Source organism: Streptomyces sp. NPDC002306 (assembly GCF_053593435.1).
Genome location: NZ_JBSFCK010000002.1, coordinates 22,260 through 38,467 on the forward strand (window position 1 = coordinate 22,260; position 16,208 = coordinate 38,467).

Below are 16,208 nucleotides of genomic sequence, written 5' to 3' on the forward strand. Positions count from 1 at the left end.
GGACCGCCGCCGTACGGGCCCATGCGCCACGGCGGGCCGTCGTACGCGTGTCCAGGAATGTGTGTTCGACCTGACGGCCTTAGCCCTCGGGCGTTACTGTCCTGCGCGTGGACGCACGTGCGAAGGAATCGTTCCGGTTCTGCGTGCTGGGGCCGCTGCGCGTCTGGCGGCAGGACACCGAGCTGGCGCTCGGACCGCCCCAGCAGCGCGCCGTCCTCGCGCTGTTGCTCCTGCGCGGCGGCCGGGCGGTCGGCGTCGGTGAACTCGTGGACGGGATCTGGGGCTCCGAACCGCCGACGGCCGCGGTCTCCGTACTGCGGACCTACGTCTCCCGGCTGCGCGGACTCCTCGAACCCGACCGGCCCGCGAACGAGGCGCCGCGGCTCCTGGTGTCCCTCGGCGACGGGTACGCCCTGCGCCGCGACACCGTCCTCGGCGACATCGACCAATTCGAGGACCTCATGGCCCGGGCCGAGACCCGGCGCACCGCGGGAGACGACCAGGCCGCCGCACAACTGCTGCGCGGTGCGCTCGAGTTATGGGAGGGCACCGCGCTCGCCGGGGTACCCGGTCCACGCGCCGAGATCGAGCGCAGACAACTGGAGGAACGGCGGCTGGCCGCGCTGGAGCTGCGGCTGCGCATCGAACTCGACCTCGGCCGGCACACCCAGGTGCTGCCCGGACTGACCGCCCTGCACGAGACCTACCCGCTGCGCGAGGCGCTCTGCGAGCTGCTCCTCGTCGCGCTGTACCGCAGCGGGCGCCGGGCCGAGGCCCTCGACGTGTACGACCGCACACGCCGCACCCTCGCCGAGGAACTCGGCATCGAACCCGGCCCGCTGCTGCGCGCCCTGCACGCCGGGTTCCTCGCGGACGATCCCGGTCCGCCCGGGCCGTCCCGGCACGTGGCGTCGGACACCGGCACCGCCTCCGGTACGACGACGGGAGGCGGCGGGGCCGGTCCGCCCTTCGACGAGGACGCGGGCGGCCTCGACACGGACGTCGGCCAGGGCACCGGAACCGGAACCGGCCCGGGCGATCCCGCCCTCCCCCTCGGCGCCGTACGACCGAGCCAACTGCCGAGCGACCTCGCGACGTTCACCGGCCGCCGGGCCCAACTTGACGCTGTCGGCGCACTGTTGCCGCACCGGGAGCATCCGCGGACCACGGTGATCGGCCTGATCAACGGTATGGCGGGCGCGGGCAAGACCACCCTCGCCGTGCACTGGGCGCACCGGATCGCCCACCGGTTCCCCGACGGCAGCCTCTACGTCAACCTCCGCGGTCACGGCCCGTCCGCCTCCCGGATGGATCCCGGCGAGGCGATCGAGACGTTCCTCGTGGCGCTCGGCCTCGCCCCGCAGGCGGTCCCCGAGGGGCTCGACGCGCGGGCCGCCCTTTTCCGCAGTGTGCTGGCCGGCCGACGCGTCCTGATCGTGCTGGACAACGCGGTCGACACCGAGCAGGTCGGACCGCTGCTGCCCGCCACCCCCGGCTGTCTCGTCATCGTCACCAGCCGCAGCCGGCTCAGCGGCCTGGTCGCCCGGCACGGCGCCCATCCCGTCACGCTGGGCCCGCTGTCCGCCGGGGAATCCCTCGAACTGCTGGCCAGGCGGCTGGGCGACGCACGCGTCGACGCCGAGCCGGAGGCCGCCCGGGTCATCGTCGGCCTGTGCGCCCGGCTGCCGCTGGCCCTGTCGATCGTGGCGGCGCGCGCCGCCCTGCACCCCGGCTTCCGGCTCGCCGACATCGCCGCGGAGCTGCGCCAGGACCACGGAAGCCTGGACGCCTTCTCCGGCGGCGATCTCGGCACCGACGCCCGCGCCGTCTTCTCCTGGTCCTACCGCGCCCTGTCGCCCGAGGCCGCCGGTCTCTTCCGCCGGCTCGCGCTGCACCCGGGCCCCGACATCACCACCGACGCGGCCGCCGCGCTGGCCGGCGTCCCGCTGCGCCGGGTGCGCTCCGTGCTGACCGAACTGACCGGGGCGAGTCTGCTCATCGAGCGGGCCCCCGGCCGGTTCGACGTCCACGACCTGCTGCGCGCGTACGCCACCGAGCTCATGGAGGACGAGGACGGCGAACCGGAGCGGGGCGCGGCGCTGCTGGGGATGCACGATCACTTCCTGCTCACCGCCCGCCATGCCGCCGCCGTCCTCGATCCGTTCCGCGAGGTGATCCCCCTGCCACCGGGCACAACGGACGTGGCACCGCTGCGGTTCAGCGACCGGGCACAGGCGACGGCATGGCTGCGCACCGAGCGGTCCGTCCTGCGCGAGATCGTCGGACACGCCGCCGCGCACGGCTTCGACACCCACGCCTGGTGCACCGCGGCCGCCCTGGACGTCTACTTCAACCGGCTCGGCTACTGGCACGACCTCCTGGAGATCAACACCGCGGCACTGCGGTCGGCCCGGCGGCTGGGCTCCGTGACCGGCCAGGCCTACTCCCTGTGCGGGCTGGGGGTGGCGCACTCGCAGCTCGATCACGCGGCACAGGCGCGGGAGCACCTCGAACACGGGCTGGAGCTGTTCCGCACGGCGGACCACGCGAGCGGCCAGGCCCGGGCCCACCGCGGCCTCGCCTACCTGTGCAACCGGACGGACCGCCGCGGCGCGGCGCTCGACCACTACGCGCGGGCCGTCGAGCTGTACCGGTCCGAGGGCGACGTCAGCGGCGAGGCCGGTGTGCTCAACCAGGTCGCGTGGACGTACATCCTCATCGGCGAGCACGAGAAGGCGCTCGAACACTGCGCGGAGGCCGTCGTGCTCTACCAGGAGCTCGGCGACCCCTACGGCGAGGCGTCCACCCAGGACACCCTCGGTTACGCCCTGCACCACCTCGCCCGCCACCCGGAGGCCATCGAACGCTTCGAGCTGTCGACACGCCTGTTCCACGGGATCGGCGACCGGTATCTCGAGGCCGACGTGCTGCGCCACCTCGCCGACGCGCATCTCGCCACCGGCGATCGCGACGCCGCTCGCACGGCCCTGGCGACGGCGGTCACCCGGCTGGAGGAACTCGCCCACCCGGAGGCGGACGTGGTACGGCGCCGGCTGCGCGAGCTGGCGGCGGGGGAGGCGGAACCAGCCGTGTGACGGGGCCGCTCAGCTCACCCCGTTGTCCTCCAGCGCGGACCTCAGGCTGCGCAGGGCGTAGTACACCCGGGACTTCACCGTGCCCTGCGGGACGCCCAGGAACTCGGCCGCCTGCTGGGTGGTGCGGTCCGCGAAGACCGTCGCCCCCAGCGCCTCGCGGTGCGCCGGGGTCAGCGACCGCAGGGCGTCGCGCACCACCATCGCCGACAGCATCCGGTCGATGTCGTCGACCTCGGCGCACATGTCGCTCAGCCAGGAGTTGCCGCCGATCTCCGTCGGCCGGGCCGTGCGCGTGCGGTGCGCGTCGATGACGAGGTTGCGGGCTATCCGGAACATCCAGGGGCGGACCGCCATCCCCTCGCCGTCCGCCAGGGTCTGCTTGTTCCAGCAGCGCAGCAACGTCTCCTGGATGATGTCCTCCGCGCGGTGCGTGTCCCCGCCCAGCATGCGCAGCACGTACGAGTAGAGCGCCGGGCCGTGTTCCAGGTAGAGGTCGCGCAGCGCCCGCTCCTCGGCGGAGACGGCGCGGGCCGATCCGATGACCGTCACGTTCATGGTGTGCTCCTGCTCCTCGGGGTGGCCCGCCCCGGTACGCCGCCCGGGTCCGGGTCTCCTGAGCTCGGAGTGTCGCGACGGGTGATGCATGTTCGGTTGACATGCGGTCCACGAGGCGATCGACGATCGGTCCACACGACGGGGACGGCGATATACGCGCAGGCCCTGCCGTGTGCGGGGCAGGTCAGACGAAGGCGGCCTCCAGCGCGTCGACGCGCCTGCGGACCCGCCCGGCGAGTTCCCCGTGCCCCGGCGGCAGGCCGCCGGGCTCCAACCGGTCCCACATGTAGAGCAGTTCACGCCCGTGCGCCGCGGCCGCGCGGTCGTCGTCGAGCCACTGCCAGGCGGCCGCCGCCCTCGCCACCTCCTCCGGCGCCCGCCGGTCCCCGGCACGGCACCGGATGCGGGCCACCGCCAGGGCCAGCACGACGGCCTCACGGTGGTCGCCGCACAGGTGCGCGATGTAGGCCTCCACGGCCCGCGCCTCCAGCGCGTGCGGATGGTCGGCGCCCGCCTCGTCGGTCAGGCTCTCGCGCAGTGCGGTCGCGAGGACGTACGCCTCGTCCAGCCGGCCGGCGGCGGCGAGTTCGTGGATACGGCCGATCCGGCCGGCGAGTTCGGAGGGCACGTCCACGGCGGGCGCGACGCCGGCGGCCCGGGCGGCGGCGGTGGCCCGGGCCACGGCGGTGGCGACGGCCTTAGCGCCACCGGCACCGGCACCGGCACCGCCGACCGCGGCCTGTGGTTCGGATTCCGGCACGGGCGCGGGCGCGGGTCCGGATTCGAGCCCGGGCCCGGGCTCCGGCTCCGGCTCCGGCTCCGGCGCGGATACAGATTCGGGTACGGGGTCGGGTCCGGAGTCGGGGCCGGGATCCGCCGCCGTGGTGGTGAGGAGGCGGCTGGAGCCGTCCGGGGACACCTCCAGGACGAAGTGGCCGTCCTCGGGGCCCTCGTTCACGGTCGCCTCGACCGCGGCGGCCCGTTCCGCGGCGTACCGCTGCAACTGATCCAGTACCGCCTCGTGCACGGACTGCCCCGTCGCGGGGACGAGCGGTTCCCCGTCGATCGTGGCGAGCCCTTCGTCGGAGATGAACACCTCGTAGCGGGTCATGGCCGTCCTCCTCATGAGGCGGATGTCGGGTCGAGGGACTCGGTGGGAACGGCGGCGGGCAGGGCGGTCTGGATGCCGGTGGGCGTGGGCGTGCCCGACGGGATGGCCGCGACCCCCGCGTACTTGGCGAACTGGGCGCGGACGGCCGCGACATAGCCCTGCGCCTCGGCCGTCTTCGGCACACCCTTGGCCGCGCGGACGGCGTCCATCCCCACGTCGTAGCCGGCCAGGGCGAGATCCAGGACGCTGCCCGTGGCCTCGTTGGCGTCGATCATCTTCTGCGCCTGGCCGGCCAGATCGCAGATGTAGCGTCCCTGGGCCATGATCGAGTCCTTCGCGTCCAGCGCGGAGGTCTTGCCGTTGCCGTCGTCGTCCTTGCCGTACTGCGTGAAGACGGCGGGCGGAAGCTGTGAGATGCCCTGCCTGCCGTCCGGGCCGACCAGGGAGGCGTTGAAGCCGGACGCCCTCTCGATCTGGGACGCGATCACGATCGGGCCGATGGCGCTGCAGATCGCGCCGGCCTTCTGGATGGGATCCACCAGGTTCTCGGGGACCGTCGAGGTGTCCAGGTCGCCCTGCCCGTCGCCCTGGAAGACGGCCAGCACCGAACTCGCGTCGCTCGGACCCGGGATGTCTCCGCCGCCCCCACCGCCGAAGATGCTGTGGAAGAGCAGATAGATCGCGATCAGCGGGGCCAGCAGCACCCCGAACCCGCAGAAGACGATGACGATGACGGTCCCGCCGGCCAGGCCGAGCGGGAAGAGCAGGCAACCGGCGCCGCCGGCGGCGATCGCCGTGTTCCTGACGGCGTTCGACCCGCCCTCCTCGTCCTGCTGAGCCGGCGCCCGCGATGAAGTGCCGCTCTTGTCTCCCGTGTCCACGCCCATGGCTGTCCGCCTTCTTCCCCTCACCTTGAACCGCTGTGCCAGGACGGCCCGTTGTGCTGTCCGACGGGCTCGGCAGATCGAAACGGGCCACGGGACGAATAAGTTCAAACCAGTGGAAACCAAATGAGCCAGAGCAGCGGACACACGAGGCAAGAGGGGGCGGGGCAGGTATGGAAACGCCTTCGGTGACGCCGTCGGGCCGGGCGGGAGGCTGGGTCCGGGGGCCGAGCAGCCCTCGGCCGGCACCCCCGCCCGCCTCCGCCCCAGCCCCCGCCCCTGTATCGACGCAGGCGGTCGTGCCGGCGCAGACGGTCGTACCTGCGCAAGCGGTCGTACCTGCGCAGACCGCCGTGCCGGCGCAAGCGGTCGTACCGGCGCAGACCGTCGTACCTGCGCAAGCGCCCGGCCGGAGCGCCCCGCGGTCCGCGAACGGGTCCGCCCCGCAGTCCCCGAGCCGCCTCTCCGCCGCCCCGTCCCCCGAGCCGGCCTGGGGCGCGCCCCGCCGGACCGGGCCGGTCCGGGGCAGGTCGCGGGACGAGGTCGGCTGGGTCAAGGCGCACGGCGGTGCCGGGGTCACCTCGCTGATCGAGGTGCTCGGCGGGACCGACGTGGGATCCCGCTGGCCGGACCCGTCGCGGGGCGAGCCACGGCGGATCGTGCTCGTCGGACGGACCAGCGCCCGCGGACTGCGGTCCGTGTCCCAGGCGCTCGGCGCGCTGAACGACGGGCGCGCCCCGCAGGGACTCGACCTGCTCGCCGTGGTCCTCGTCGCCGACGCGCCCGGCCGCCTGCCGCTCGCGCTGCTGCGGCGCATCCGCGTCCTGCGGTCGGCCGTCCCGGTACGGCGGGTGCCGTGGATACCGGCCTGGCGCCGGGGCGGCACCCCGAAGGTGCTGCCCCGGCAGTTCGACGCGCTCGCCGAACTGGTGGGCGGCGAGCGCCACGACAAGGAGGCCAGGTCATGACCCCGGCCCTGTCCAGTGCTGCCCGGTTGCTGGCCGACACCTACACCCCGCCCGAGGGCGCGCACACGATCATCAACCTCCTCGCCTGGTGCGCCACGGCGGGCGGCGTCTTCGGCCTGATGGTCGTCGGCATCAACATGGCCGTCCAGCTCAACCGCGGCGAACCGGGCGAGGGCGGCGCACACTTCCGCGGCGTCTTCTTCGTCACCCTGGCCTGCCTGCTCGCCGCGACCGCCGGTCCCCTCGTGTCGTTCCTCGGCGACCTGTCCCTCCTCGGGCCGTGAGCCCTCGGCGATCCGTCCTTCCCGGGCCGTAGGCCCTCGCGCACCTTCCCCCACCGCCGGTCACGCTCCCGCGCACGCGGGGCACCGACTCCACGGAGATGTCATGTCCTCACTGTTCCTCGAAGCCTCCACCGTCATCAGCGCCGCAGCCGCCCCCTCCGGCGGTGTGCCCCAGCCGGTGAGCAACGCCCCCGACGCGCTGACCGGCAAGGTCAACACGGTCCTCGGCATCGTGGCCTGGGCGGGTACCGCGGCCGGCGTGCTCGGCGTGCTGATCACCGGCGCGATGATGGCCGTCTCCCTCAAGCGCGGCGAGAGCTCGGAACACATGAGCCGTCTCGGCATGGTGCTCGGCGGCTGTGTGCTGGTCGCCACCGCCGGGCCGCTGGTCAGCTTCGTCTTCGCATGAGCGGGCGGACGGTCGGGATGCGCATACGCAGGCAGCGGCGGGCCGAGGAGTCCGGTCCGTACTGGAAGCAACGCAACTGGCGGTTGTCGGCGGGATTCCTCGGCCTCGTGGTGCTGGTGGGCGGGTTCGTCGCGCTGACGTCCGACCGCGACGACACGAGCGCGCCGGCGTCCGACGGCCCGCTGTCCGGCACCTCCGTGCCCCTGAACGGCCGCCCCGAGGGCTGCCGCACCGACGACAGCGCGGGTGACGCGCTGCCCGGCTCCGCACCGCGGGACATCAGCTGGCACGCGCTCGGCATCGCGCGGGTGCCCGTCTCCGCCTCCTCCGGACCGACCCGGACGAGCGGACCGCTGCGCTGGTGCTACGCCCACACGCCCGTCGGGGCCGCGCTGGCCGCCACCGTGATCCCCTCCACCATGAGCGGGTCGGGCTGGAGGACCGCCAGCCGGCAGCAGGTGGTGGCCGGACGCGGACGCGACCTGTTCGAGTTCCAGCGCGCGACCGTCCAGAACATCGACAGCGCCGAGCAGAGCCCCGGCGCCTCCGTCGGCTCGTACGCGGGCTTCACGGTGACCTCGTACACCGGCCGCGCGGCGAACGTCAGCCTGCTGATCAGGACCGGGCAGGGCTACGCGCAGACCACCATCGCGCTGCGCTGGAGCGACGGGGACTGGAAGGTGCTGCCCGACGACGGCGGTTCCCTGCACACCCCGGTGACCGCGGTCCAGGGCAACCCCGCCGGCTACGTCCTGTGGGGAGCGTGACATGAACTGCGGCTCCACCGGCAGCCCGGTCCTCGACCTCGTGAAGGGCTTCTTCGACTTCCTGGGCAACCCGATCGGCACCATCGTCCAACTGATCGCCAATACCGTCCTCGCGGGCGCCATCGCGGTGTTCGGGGCCCTGACCACCGGGGTGCCCACCCTGACCGGGACCACCACGGCGAAGAACGTCAACGGCCAGACGCAGTGGCTGGTGGTCTACCTCGCGGTCGGCTCGATGCTCTTCGCGTCCGCCCGGATGGCCATCGAACGGCGCGGCACCGCGGGCACCACCGCGCTGAAGGGGATGCTCCGGGTCATCGTGGTCTCGGGTGCCGCCACCACCGTCGTCACCGCGGCCGCCGCCGTCGCCGACAGCTACGCCACCCACCTGTTCAACGCGGGCGCCCAGAACGCGCTGAGCAAGGTCGGCGCCTGCTCGGACGGCTCCGGGATCGAACCCTTCCTGCTGCTGATCCTCGCCTTCCTGCTGCTGATCGCCGGCATCATCCAGACGATCCTGATGTACATCCGGCTCGGCGTCATGATCCTGCTGCTCGGCACCCTCCCGCTGGCCGCCGCGGCGTCGATGACCGACTGGGGCGGCGGCTGGTGGCGCAAGCACATCGGCTGGATGATCGCCTGGCTGCTGTACAAGCCCGCGGCCGGTCTGGTGCTGTACGCGGGCTCGGAGATGCTCGTGGCGAGCGGGGACAGCGCGCAGGGCGGCAGCGCGGTCAACGAACGCATCGCCGGTATCGGCGTGATGCTGCTGTCCGCGGTCGCCCTGCCGGCCCTGCTGAAACTCGTGGTGCCCGCCACCGCCGCGCTCGGCGGTGCCTCCGCGTACGGCAGCGGGGCGCAGGCGGCGGGCGGTGCCCTGGCCAGCGGCGCCCGGTCACTCGGCGGCAGCGGCGGATCGGGCTCCGGCGGGACGGGTCCGAGCGGCGCGTCCGGCCTGTCCGGCGGCTCGGGTCCGGCCGCCTCGAAGGGCGCGAGCGGCTCCGGTTCGGCGGGCGCGAGCGGCTCGGGCGGCGGAGCCGGGGCGGGCGCCGCGGGCGCCGGTGCCGGACGGGCGGCGGCAGCGGCCGGCGGACCGGCCGGCGCGGTGGTCGCCGCGGCGGTGACCGCGGCCCAGGTGGTCGGCAGAGCCGCCTCGGGATCCCTGGAGGGCGCCGACGGCGACCAGGGCCACAACCCCAGCCACGGCTCGCACCGCTGACCCCGGCGGCCGGGCGGCCGGGCCCTGTCCCAGGGGCCCGGGCCCGCTCGTGGCCGCCCCTGAACGGGCCGCCGGACCACCGCTCCCCCCGCGGGGTCCGGCGGCCCTCCCCGCTCCCGGGTCTCCGGGGGCCCCGGCGTCGTGACCCACCACCTCAGGAAGGAAGACCGAACCCCATGTCCACGGAAGCCGTCACCCGTCCCACCTACGGAAACTGGCGCCGCCCCCGGCGGCCGGGACTCGGACCGCTCGGGCTCGTCGGCACGTTCGGCGTCTTCGGCGGCCTCGTCGTCACCCTGCTCGCGTCCCTGATCTCGCTGTACGCGGCGCTGGTCGTGTTCGTCCCGGTCGTGGTGCTGCTGACCCCGCTCGCCGTCCGCACCCAGGACGGACGCAACGTCTACCAGTTGCTCGCCCTGCGCATCGGCTGGCGCAACCGCAAGGCCAAGGGCGCGCACCTGTACGTCTCGGGACCGCTGTCCGCCCGGCCCGGCGGACGGTTCCGGCCGCCGGGACTGCTCAACAAGGTCACCGCCGTCGAGGGCCGGGACGCCTACGACCGGCCCTTCGGCGTCCTGCACCACCCGGTGCGCAACCTGTACACGATCGTGCTGGGCTGCGACCCCGACGGCGGCTCCCTGGTCGACCCCGACCAGGTCGACGTGTGGGTGGCGCTGTGGGGCGAGTGGCTGGCCCGGCTGGCCCACGAACCCGGGCTGCGCGGCGCCTCCCTGATCGTGGAGACCGCGCCCGACCCCGGCACCGCCCTCGCCCACGAGGTGCTGCCCCGCATCCGCCCGGACGCGCCGCCCGCCGCCCGCGCGGTGATGGAGGAGGTCGTCGAGCGCTACCCGACCGCGTCCTCGGAGATGCACACCTACGTGACCCTCACCTACGGCATGCCGCCCGGCCAGAAGCGCAGCAGGGATGACGTCATCACCGACCTCGCCATCCGGATCCCGGGCCTGCTCAGCGGGCTCGTCGCGGCCGGCGGCGGGGCCGCGTACCCGCTGTCGGCCGAGCGGATCGCGGAGGTCGTCCGGGTCGCCTACGACCCCGCGGTCGCCCCCGACGTCCTCGACGCCCGCGCCCAGTACGGCGGTACGGGCCTGGAGTGGGAGGACGCCGGACCGGCCGCCGCCGTGGAGACCGTGGGCAACTACCAGCACGACTCCGGGGTCTCCCGGACCTGGCTGCTCACCCTGGCGCCGCGCGGCACCGTACGGTCCTCGGTGCTCAGGAACCTGCTGGAGGTCACCTCCGGCACCCGCCGCAAGCGGGTGGCGCTGGTCTACCGGCCCATCGACCCGGCGACCTCGGCGCGGATCGTCGAGGCGGACCGGCGCGCCGCCCAGTTCATGGCCACCTCGGGCCGGGGCATGGTGCAGGCGCGGGCCGCCTCCGAGATGCGGGCGGCCGAGCAGACCGCCATGGAGGAGGCGTCGGGCGCGGGCCTCGTGGAGTTCTCGCTGATGCTGACGGTCACCGTCGACGACCTGGACCAGCTCGCCGACGCGACCGTCGCCGTACGCAATCTGACCGCGGCGTCCCGGGTCCTGATGCGGCCCGCGGACCGGATGCAGGCGGCCGCGTTCACCTGCACGCTGCCCGCCGGGATCCTCCCGTGGGAGCAGACCCTGATCCCGCACGAACTTCAGGAGGCGCTGTGAGCCGCCGGAGCGAGGAGAAGAAGGCCGAACGCGAGGACCGGCTCGCCGAGGAGGCGGCGTGGCGGGCGGGGCCCGGCGGGCTGCCGGCGCCGCTCGACCCGTCGTGGGAGGGGAGGAAGCCCGGAGAGCCGACGGCCCCGAAGTCCGGCTCCGGGAGATCCGGAGCCGAGAAGTCCGCCTCGGGAAGGCAGAAGTCCGGCACCACGAAGGAGAAGGCGTCCCGGCCCAGGGAGCTGTACGTCCCGCCCCGCGGCTGGTACGGCCCCGGCGGCGGCCGGGTCGGCTACCTGGATCCGCCGACCATGTGGCGGGCCACCACCGTGCAGGCCTGCGGCATGTGGCCGTTCGCCGCCGGTTCCGGCTCGCCGATGACCGGAGTGCCGCTCGGGCAGCACCTGTTCACCGGCGCCACCGTCTGCGGTGACCCGCTGAACTGGTTCACCCGCGCCCGCTACATCTCCAACCCGTCCCTGTTCATGCTCGGCATGCCGGGCCTGGGCAAGTCCACCCTCGTCAACCGGATGCTGATCGGGCTGAGCGCGACCGGCGTCGTACCGCTGGTTCTCGGCGACCTCAAGCCCGACTACGCCGACACCGTGCGCGCCCTGGGCGGCCAGGTGATCTCCATCGGCCGCGGCCGGGGCGGCATCAACGTGCTGGACCCGGGCGCCATGGGCGCGGCGGCGGTACGGATCGGCGGCGAGGCGGGCGAGGTGCTGAAGGCGGAGACGCACGGCCGGGTGCTGAACATGGTGGCCGCGCTGGTGACCATCGTGCGCGGCCGGCCGATGGACGACCACGAGCAGTCCGTGCTCTCCGCGGTCCTGCACCACCTGCGCGAACGCACCACCCCGGGCCGTCCCGCGCTCCTGCCCGACCTGCTGCGCGTGCTCACCGAGGGCCCGGACCGGGTGCGCGCGGTGACCCTGGACCGTGGGGACGACGCCCGCTACCGGGACGCGGTCGACCCGCTGCACCGCTCCCTGCTCGGCATCCTCGACGGCCCGCTCGGCGGCACCTTCGCCTCCGAGACCTCGACCCGGATCGACCCGGACGCGCCCGCCGTGTGCATCGACATCTCCGGCATCGGTGAGGCCGACACCCAGCTCACCGCCGCCGCGATGCTCGCCGCCTGGTCCGACGGGCTCGGCACGGTGGCCGCCTCGCACGCCCTCGCGGACGCCGGACTCGCGCCCCGGCGCTGGTTCTTCACCGTGCTGGACGAGCTGTGGCGCCCGCTGCGGGCCGCCTCCGGCATCGTCGACCGCATCGACGCGCTGACCCGCCTCAACCGCTCCCTGGGCCTCGGCGACGCCAAGATCACCCACACCCTCAAGGACGCCGAGTCGCTCGGCACCGACTCGGACCGGGCCAAGGCCCGCGGTTTCGTGGAGCGAGCCGGGATGGTGGTGTGCGCTGGGTTGCCGAAAGCCGAGATGGAGGAGCTGGGCAAGGTGGTGGGCCTGTCCCGGCGCGAGATCGAACTCGTGTCGTCCTGGTCCTCGCCGCCCGGCTGGGGCGTCACCGGCGAGCACGAGGAACCGCCGGGCCGGGGCCGTTTCCTCATCAAGGTCGGCGGCCGGCCCGGCATCCCCATCAAGGTGGCCATCACCGACGCCGAGCGCGAACTGCACAACACCAACACCCGCTGGACGCCCGACGAGACGGCCGTGGAACAGTCCGTCGCGCGCGCCGCCGCGCAGGTGGCGCGGGCCGCCCAGCAGGGGCCGCGGGCCCTGCCCGGGAGGTGGACCGCGTGAACAGATCCCCCTCCGCGAGCGGGGCGCACGATCTCGCCCCCTGGGCGATCGCGGCCCTCGCCGCGGCCGCCCTCACCGTGTTCACCGTCGGCTGGGCGGGCGGCACTCTGGGCGCCGGGATCACCGGCCACGGCTGGCACGCCCCGCCGTTCGCCCTGTCCACGGCCGGCCGGCTGACCGGCGAGGGGCCCGGCGCCCTGTGGCCGGGCACCCCGCCCGTGGCGGTCTACGGCGGCATGATCGCCCTCCTCGCCGTGCTCGCGGTGCCCGCGGCGCTCGCCGTACGCCTGATCGTCGAGCGGGCGGGCCGCACCAAGGGCCTGGCCGGGCGGCGCGAGCTGGCGAGCATGTGCCCCAAGGGCATCGAGGCCCGCGCCCGCGAACTGCGCCCCGGCCTCAAGGGGCGGGCGCAGCTCCACCCGGACGAGACCGGCAACCTGCTCGGCGACCTCGACCCCAAGGGGCCGGAGCTGCGCAGCAGTCACGAGGACGTCGAACTCGACCTGATGGCGCCGCGGGCGGGCAAGTCCACCGGCATCGCGGTGCCGCGCGTGCTGCGCGCGCAGGGCGCCGTCCTGCTCACGTCCAACAAGTCCGACGTGTACGCCGTCACCCGCGCCGAACGCGCGAGGGCGGGCCGGGTCTGGACCTTCGACCCGCAGGGCATCGCGCACACCGAGCGCGGCATGTGGTGGAACCTGCTCGGCGACTGCCACACCATCGAGGGCGCCCGCCGGCTGGCCGGGCACTTCGTCGCGTCCGTCAACGACGACAACGCGAAGAAGGACTTCTGGATCTCGGCCGCGCAGAACACCCTCACGGCGCTGTTCCTGGCCGCCGCCCGCTGCGGGGCCTCGGTGCAGGACCTGCTGGGCTGGCTCGCCGACCCCGCCGACCGCACCCCGGTGGACCTGCTGCGCGACGCCGGACTGGACGCGATGGCCGAGCAGTTGCAGGGCACGGTGCGCGGCGCGGTGGAGACCAGGGACGGCATCTACGAGACCACCCGGCAGACCGTGTCCTGCCTGCTCGACCCGGAGATCCTCGCCTGGGTGACCCCCGATCCCTATCTGCCCGAGTTCCGCCCCGACCGGCATGTCGTCGGCACGGACACGCTCTACCTGCTGTCCAAGGACGGCGGCGGCTCGGCGGCCGGGGTCATCGCGGGCCTCGCGGACGCGACGATGCGGGCGGGCGTGGTGGCCGCCGAACGCATGGGCGGCCGTCTCGACCCGCCGCTGACCGCGGTCCTCGACGAGGCCGCCAACGTGTGCCGGATCTCCGACCTCCCCGATCTGTACTCGCACTTCGGCTCTCGCGGCATCAACGTCGTGACGCTGCTCCAGAGTTACCGGCAGGGCGCCCGGGTGTGGGGCGAGGTGGGGATGGACGCGCTGTGGAGCGCGGCGACCGTCAAGCTGCTCGGCGCCGGTCTGGACGACGCCGACTTCGTGCAGAAGATCTCGACCCTGGTCGGCCAGCACGACGTGAGGACGCCGAGCCTGTCCCGCGGCAAGGAGGGCACCTCGCGGTCGTACTCCTACCGCCAGGAGTCGATCCTGCCGCCCGACAAGATCCGCGCGCTGCCCAAGGGCACCGCCCTGCTGCTGGCCACCGGCATCCGCCCGGCGCTGATCCGGCTGCGCCCCTGGTACAAGGAGCCCGGCGCGGAGGCCATCTCCGCGCAGGCGAAGGCGGAGTCGGCGGCCATCACGGCACGGGCCGCCGCGCGGGCCGCCGGTGGGGTGCGGCTGGAGAAGCGGAGCCGCTGGGAGCGGGACGCCGCGCCAGCGTGACGGTGCGCAGCAGCAGTTCGACGGGACCGTAGCGCGCTCGGGACAACACGACGTGACTGAGCGCGAGTTGGAGCGAGTAGAGGAGCAGGCAGCCCGCCGTCACGGCGGCGGCGCCCGCTCTGTCGTAGAGCCCGAGGCCGTACCCGGTGAACACCAGGGCGAGGACCAGCGACTGGCTGAGGTAGTGGGTCAGGGCGGTCCGCCCGGCCGCGGCGAGCACTCCGGCCGCCCGGCCGCGCACCAGGAACAGCAGCCCGCAGGCGTACGACGCGGTCAGCGCGGGTGCGGTGAGCACGTCGACCGCGTGCCCGACGAGGAACCAGCGGCTGTCCAGCGGGCCGTTCACGCAGCAGGCGGTCACCACCCCGCCGGCCAGGCCGACCGGCAGCAGGCGGACGGTGACCGCGCGCAGCCACCGGGCGTCCCGCCCGCGCCGCTCGACGAGCCGCGCCTTCGCCGCCGCGAGCCCGGCCAGGAAGGCGGCCAGCATGTCGGGCGCGTACGTCAGGTCCGCGCGGAGCATCATCGGCAGCTCGCGCAGATGGGCGCCGAGCACCGACGACACGCCCCCGCGGTAGGCGGCGACGGTGCGGGCGGCGTAGGGCGCGTACGCGGCGGGGGTGACCGGCTCGGTGGCGGCGACGGTCAGCAGCCCGTACCCCAGCAGCAGCGCGGCCAGGGTGACGACCAGCCCCGCCGCGAGGCGCAGCGCGGTGCGCGGGGCGAGGTCGCGCAGTCCGTACAGCGCCAGTGCCAGCGCCGCGTACGTCATCAGGATGTCGCCCGGGTAGAGCAGCACGGCGTGCAGCGCCCCCAGCCCGAACAGTCCCAGCGCGCGCCGCAGATGACGCGGCGCGAACGCGGCGCCGGCCCGGTGGGCGGACCGCCGCTGGAGCACGAAGCTGTAGCCGAACAGGAAGGAGAAGAGCAGATAGAACTTGCCGGAGGCCAGCGCGGTCACCGACCAGGCGGCCGCCCGGTCGAGCGTGGAGGCCGTCGGGCCGCCGCCCAGCGACGTGTACGGGCCCGCCATCATCTGGGCGTTGACGAGCAGGATGCCGAGCAGCGCGAACCCGCGCAGCACGTCGAGCTCCCGGACCCGCTCGGGCTCCTCGCCGGTCACGGCGACACCACCACCGCCGTGCCGAACGCGACGGTCGAGGACAGGAACCATCCGAAAGACGGGGCGAGCAGATGCCGCAGCGTCCACAGCCGGGCCGCCGCGGGCCGCGACCGTACGTAGACCACGGGCACGGCGGCACCGACCGGCGGCAGCCCGCACAGCGCCGCGTACACCCCCGGATCGACGACGCGGTCGCGCCCGAGGTGATCGGAGTAGACGACGAGCCCGCCGCGCCTCCGGTCCGCCGGGGCCCGTGCGGCGACGGCTCCCGTCACGCGCACCCCGCGCGCCCACAGCCGTAGGGCCGTCAGCACCGCGCGGACGGCGAGCAGCAGAAAGCCGCCGCCGATCCCCGTGCACAGGGCGAGCAGCACCAACTCCGTATCCATCCGGTCTCCTTGTCGTCCGCGTGCCTTCCCGGCGCGGGTCGCCACGACGCCACGTCGGGCGTGGGCCACCACGACAGGTCACAACGGCCGTCGTCCCGCCCCGGTTCACAGGGCTCATGGCCGCTTGAACCACCGTGCGCCTCGGCCCCGTTGTGCCATGGAAGCCGTCACCACGTCG

Annotated in this window: 14 protein-coding genes; 9 read left to right on the forward strand and 5 right to left on the reverse strand. The window is 74.2% G+C overall.

Annotated features, from left to right (window positions below; genetic code table 11):
• The first annotated feature begins 107 nt into the window (after nt 1–107).
• On the forward strand, nt 108–3,095 hold the full coding sequence (locus ACWCQK_RS04540; protein ID WP_451151855.1) for an AfsR/SARP family transcriptional regulator: 2,988 nt from the start codon (nt 108–110) through the stop codon (nt 3,093–3,095).
• Nucleotides 3,096–3,104: 9 nt separating this feature from the next.
• Here the strand turns inward: ACWCQK_RS04540 and ACWCQK_RS04545 are convergent, their stop codons facing one another.
• From ACWCQK_RS04545 to ACWCQK_RS04555, 3 genes are all read right to left on the reverse strand, one after another.
• Complete coding sequence (locus tag ACWCQK_RS04545; protein ID WP_451151857.1) at nt 3,105–3,650, reverse strand: sigma-70 family RNA polymerase sigma factor; 546 nt, start codon at nt 3,648–3,650, stop codon at nt 3,105–3,107.
• A 184-nt stretch (nt 3,651–3,834) separates the two neighbouring features.
• On the reverse strand, nt 3,835–4,761 hold the full coding sequence (locus ACWCQK_RS04550) for a hypothetical protein (RefSeq protein WP_451151859.1): 927 nt from the start codon (nt 4,759–4,761) through the stop codon (nt 3,835–3,837).
• A gap of 11 nt (nt 4,762–4,772) precedes the next feature.
• The gene (locus tag ACWCQK_RS04555) at nt 4,773–5,648 is read right to left on the reverse strand and encodes a lytic transglycosylase domain-containing protein (protein ID WP_451151861.1); all 876 of its coding nucleotides are present in this window, start codon (nt 5,646–5,648) and stop codon (nt 4,773–4,775) included.
• A 350-nt stretch (nt 5,649–5,998) separates the two neighbouring features.
• On the opposite strand from ACWCQK_RS04555, the gene ACWCQK_RS04560 reads away from it, so the two are divergent.
• The 8 genes from ACWCQK_RS04560 (at nt 5,999) to ACWCQK_RS04595 (ending at nt 14,518) form a co-directional block, all read left to right on the forward strand.
• A complete protein-coding gene (locus ACWCQK_RS04560) occupies nt 5,999–6,613 on the forward strand; it encodes a hypothetical protein (RefSeq protein WP_451151863.1) in 615 nt (204 codons plus the stop codon).
• On the forward strand, nt 6,610–6,897 hold the full coding sequence (locus ACWCQK_RS04565; protein ID WP_451151865.1) for a hypothetical protein: 288 nt from the start codon (nt 6,610–6,612) through the stop codon (nt 6,895–6,897). The genes ACWCQK_RS04560 and ACWCQK_RS04565 overlap by 4 nt, the downstream gene beginning before the upstream one ends.
• A 103-nt stretch (nt 6,898–7,000) precedes the next feature.
• Entirely contained in the window at nt 7,001–7,306 is a 306-nt protein-coding gene (locus tag ACWCQK_RS04570) for a hypothetical protein (protein WP_451151867.1), read from the forward strand.
• Between the two features lie 17 nt (nt 7,307–7,323).
• Complete coding sequence (locus tag ACWCQK_RS04575; protein WP_451151869.1) at nt 7,324–8,073, forward strand: hypothetical protein; 750 nt, start codon at nt 7,324–7,326, stop codon at nt 8,071–8,073.
• Nucleotide 8,074: 1 nt separating this feature from the next.
• The gene (locus ACWCQK_RS04580; protein WP_451151871.1) at nt 8,075–9,292 is read left to right on the forward strand and encodes a hypothetical protein; all 1,218 of its coding nucleotides are present in this window, start codon (nt 8,075–8,077) and stop codon (nt 9,290–9,292) included.
• Nucleotides 9,293–9,468: 176 nt separating this feature from the next.
• On the forward strand, nt 9,469–10,962 hold the full coding sequence (locus ACWCQK_RS04585; RefSeq protein WP_451151873.1) for an SCO6880 family protein: 1,494 nt from the start codon (nt 9,469–9,471) through the stop codon (nt 10,960–10,962).
• On the forward strand, nt 10,959–12,722 hold the full coding sequence (locus ACWCQK_RS04590) for an ATP/GTP-binding protein (protein WP_451151875.1): 1,764 nt from the start codon (nt 10,959–10,961) through the stop codon (nt 12,720–12,722). The genes ACWCQK_RS04585 and ACWCQK_RS04590 overlap by 4 nt, the downstream gene beginning before the upstream one ends.
• Nucleotides 12,710–14,518: a type IV secretory system conjugative DNA transfer family protein gene (locus ACWCQK_RS04595; protein ID WP_451151877.1), complete on the forward strand. Its 1,809-nt coding sequence runs from the start codon at nt 12,710–12,712 to the stop codon at nt 14,516–14,518. Before ACWCQK_RS04590 ends, ACWCQK_RS04595 begins: the two co-directional genes overlap by 13 nt.
• Here ACWCQK_RS04595 and ACWCQK_RS04600 read toward each other — a convergent pair.
• Both ACWCQK_RS04600 and ACWCQK_RS04605 read right to left on the reverse strand, forming a co-directional pair.
• Nucleotides 14,433–15,641: a DUF418 domain-containing protein gene (locus tag ACWCQK_RS04600; protein WP_451151879.1), complete on the reverse strand. Its 1,209-nt coding sequence runs from the start codon at nt 15,639–15,641 to the stop codon at nt 14,433–14,435. The genes ACWCQK_RS04595 and ACWCQK_RS04600 overlap by 86 nt on opposite strands.
• Nucleotides 15,638–16,030, reverse strand: a complete 393-nt coding sequence (locus ACWCQK_RS04605) for a hypothetical protein (protein ID WP_451151881.1) — start codon at nt 16,028–16,030, stop codon at nt 15,638–15,640. The genes ACWCQK_RS04600 and ACWCQK_RS04605 overlap by 4 nt, the downstream gene beginning before the upstream one ends.
• Nucleotides 16,031–16,208 lie beyond the last annotated feature (178 nt).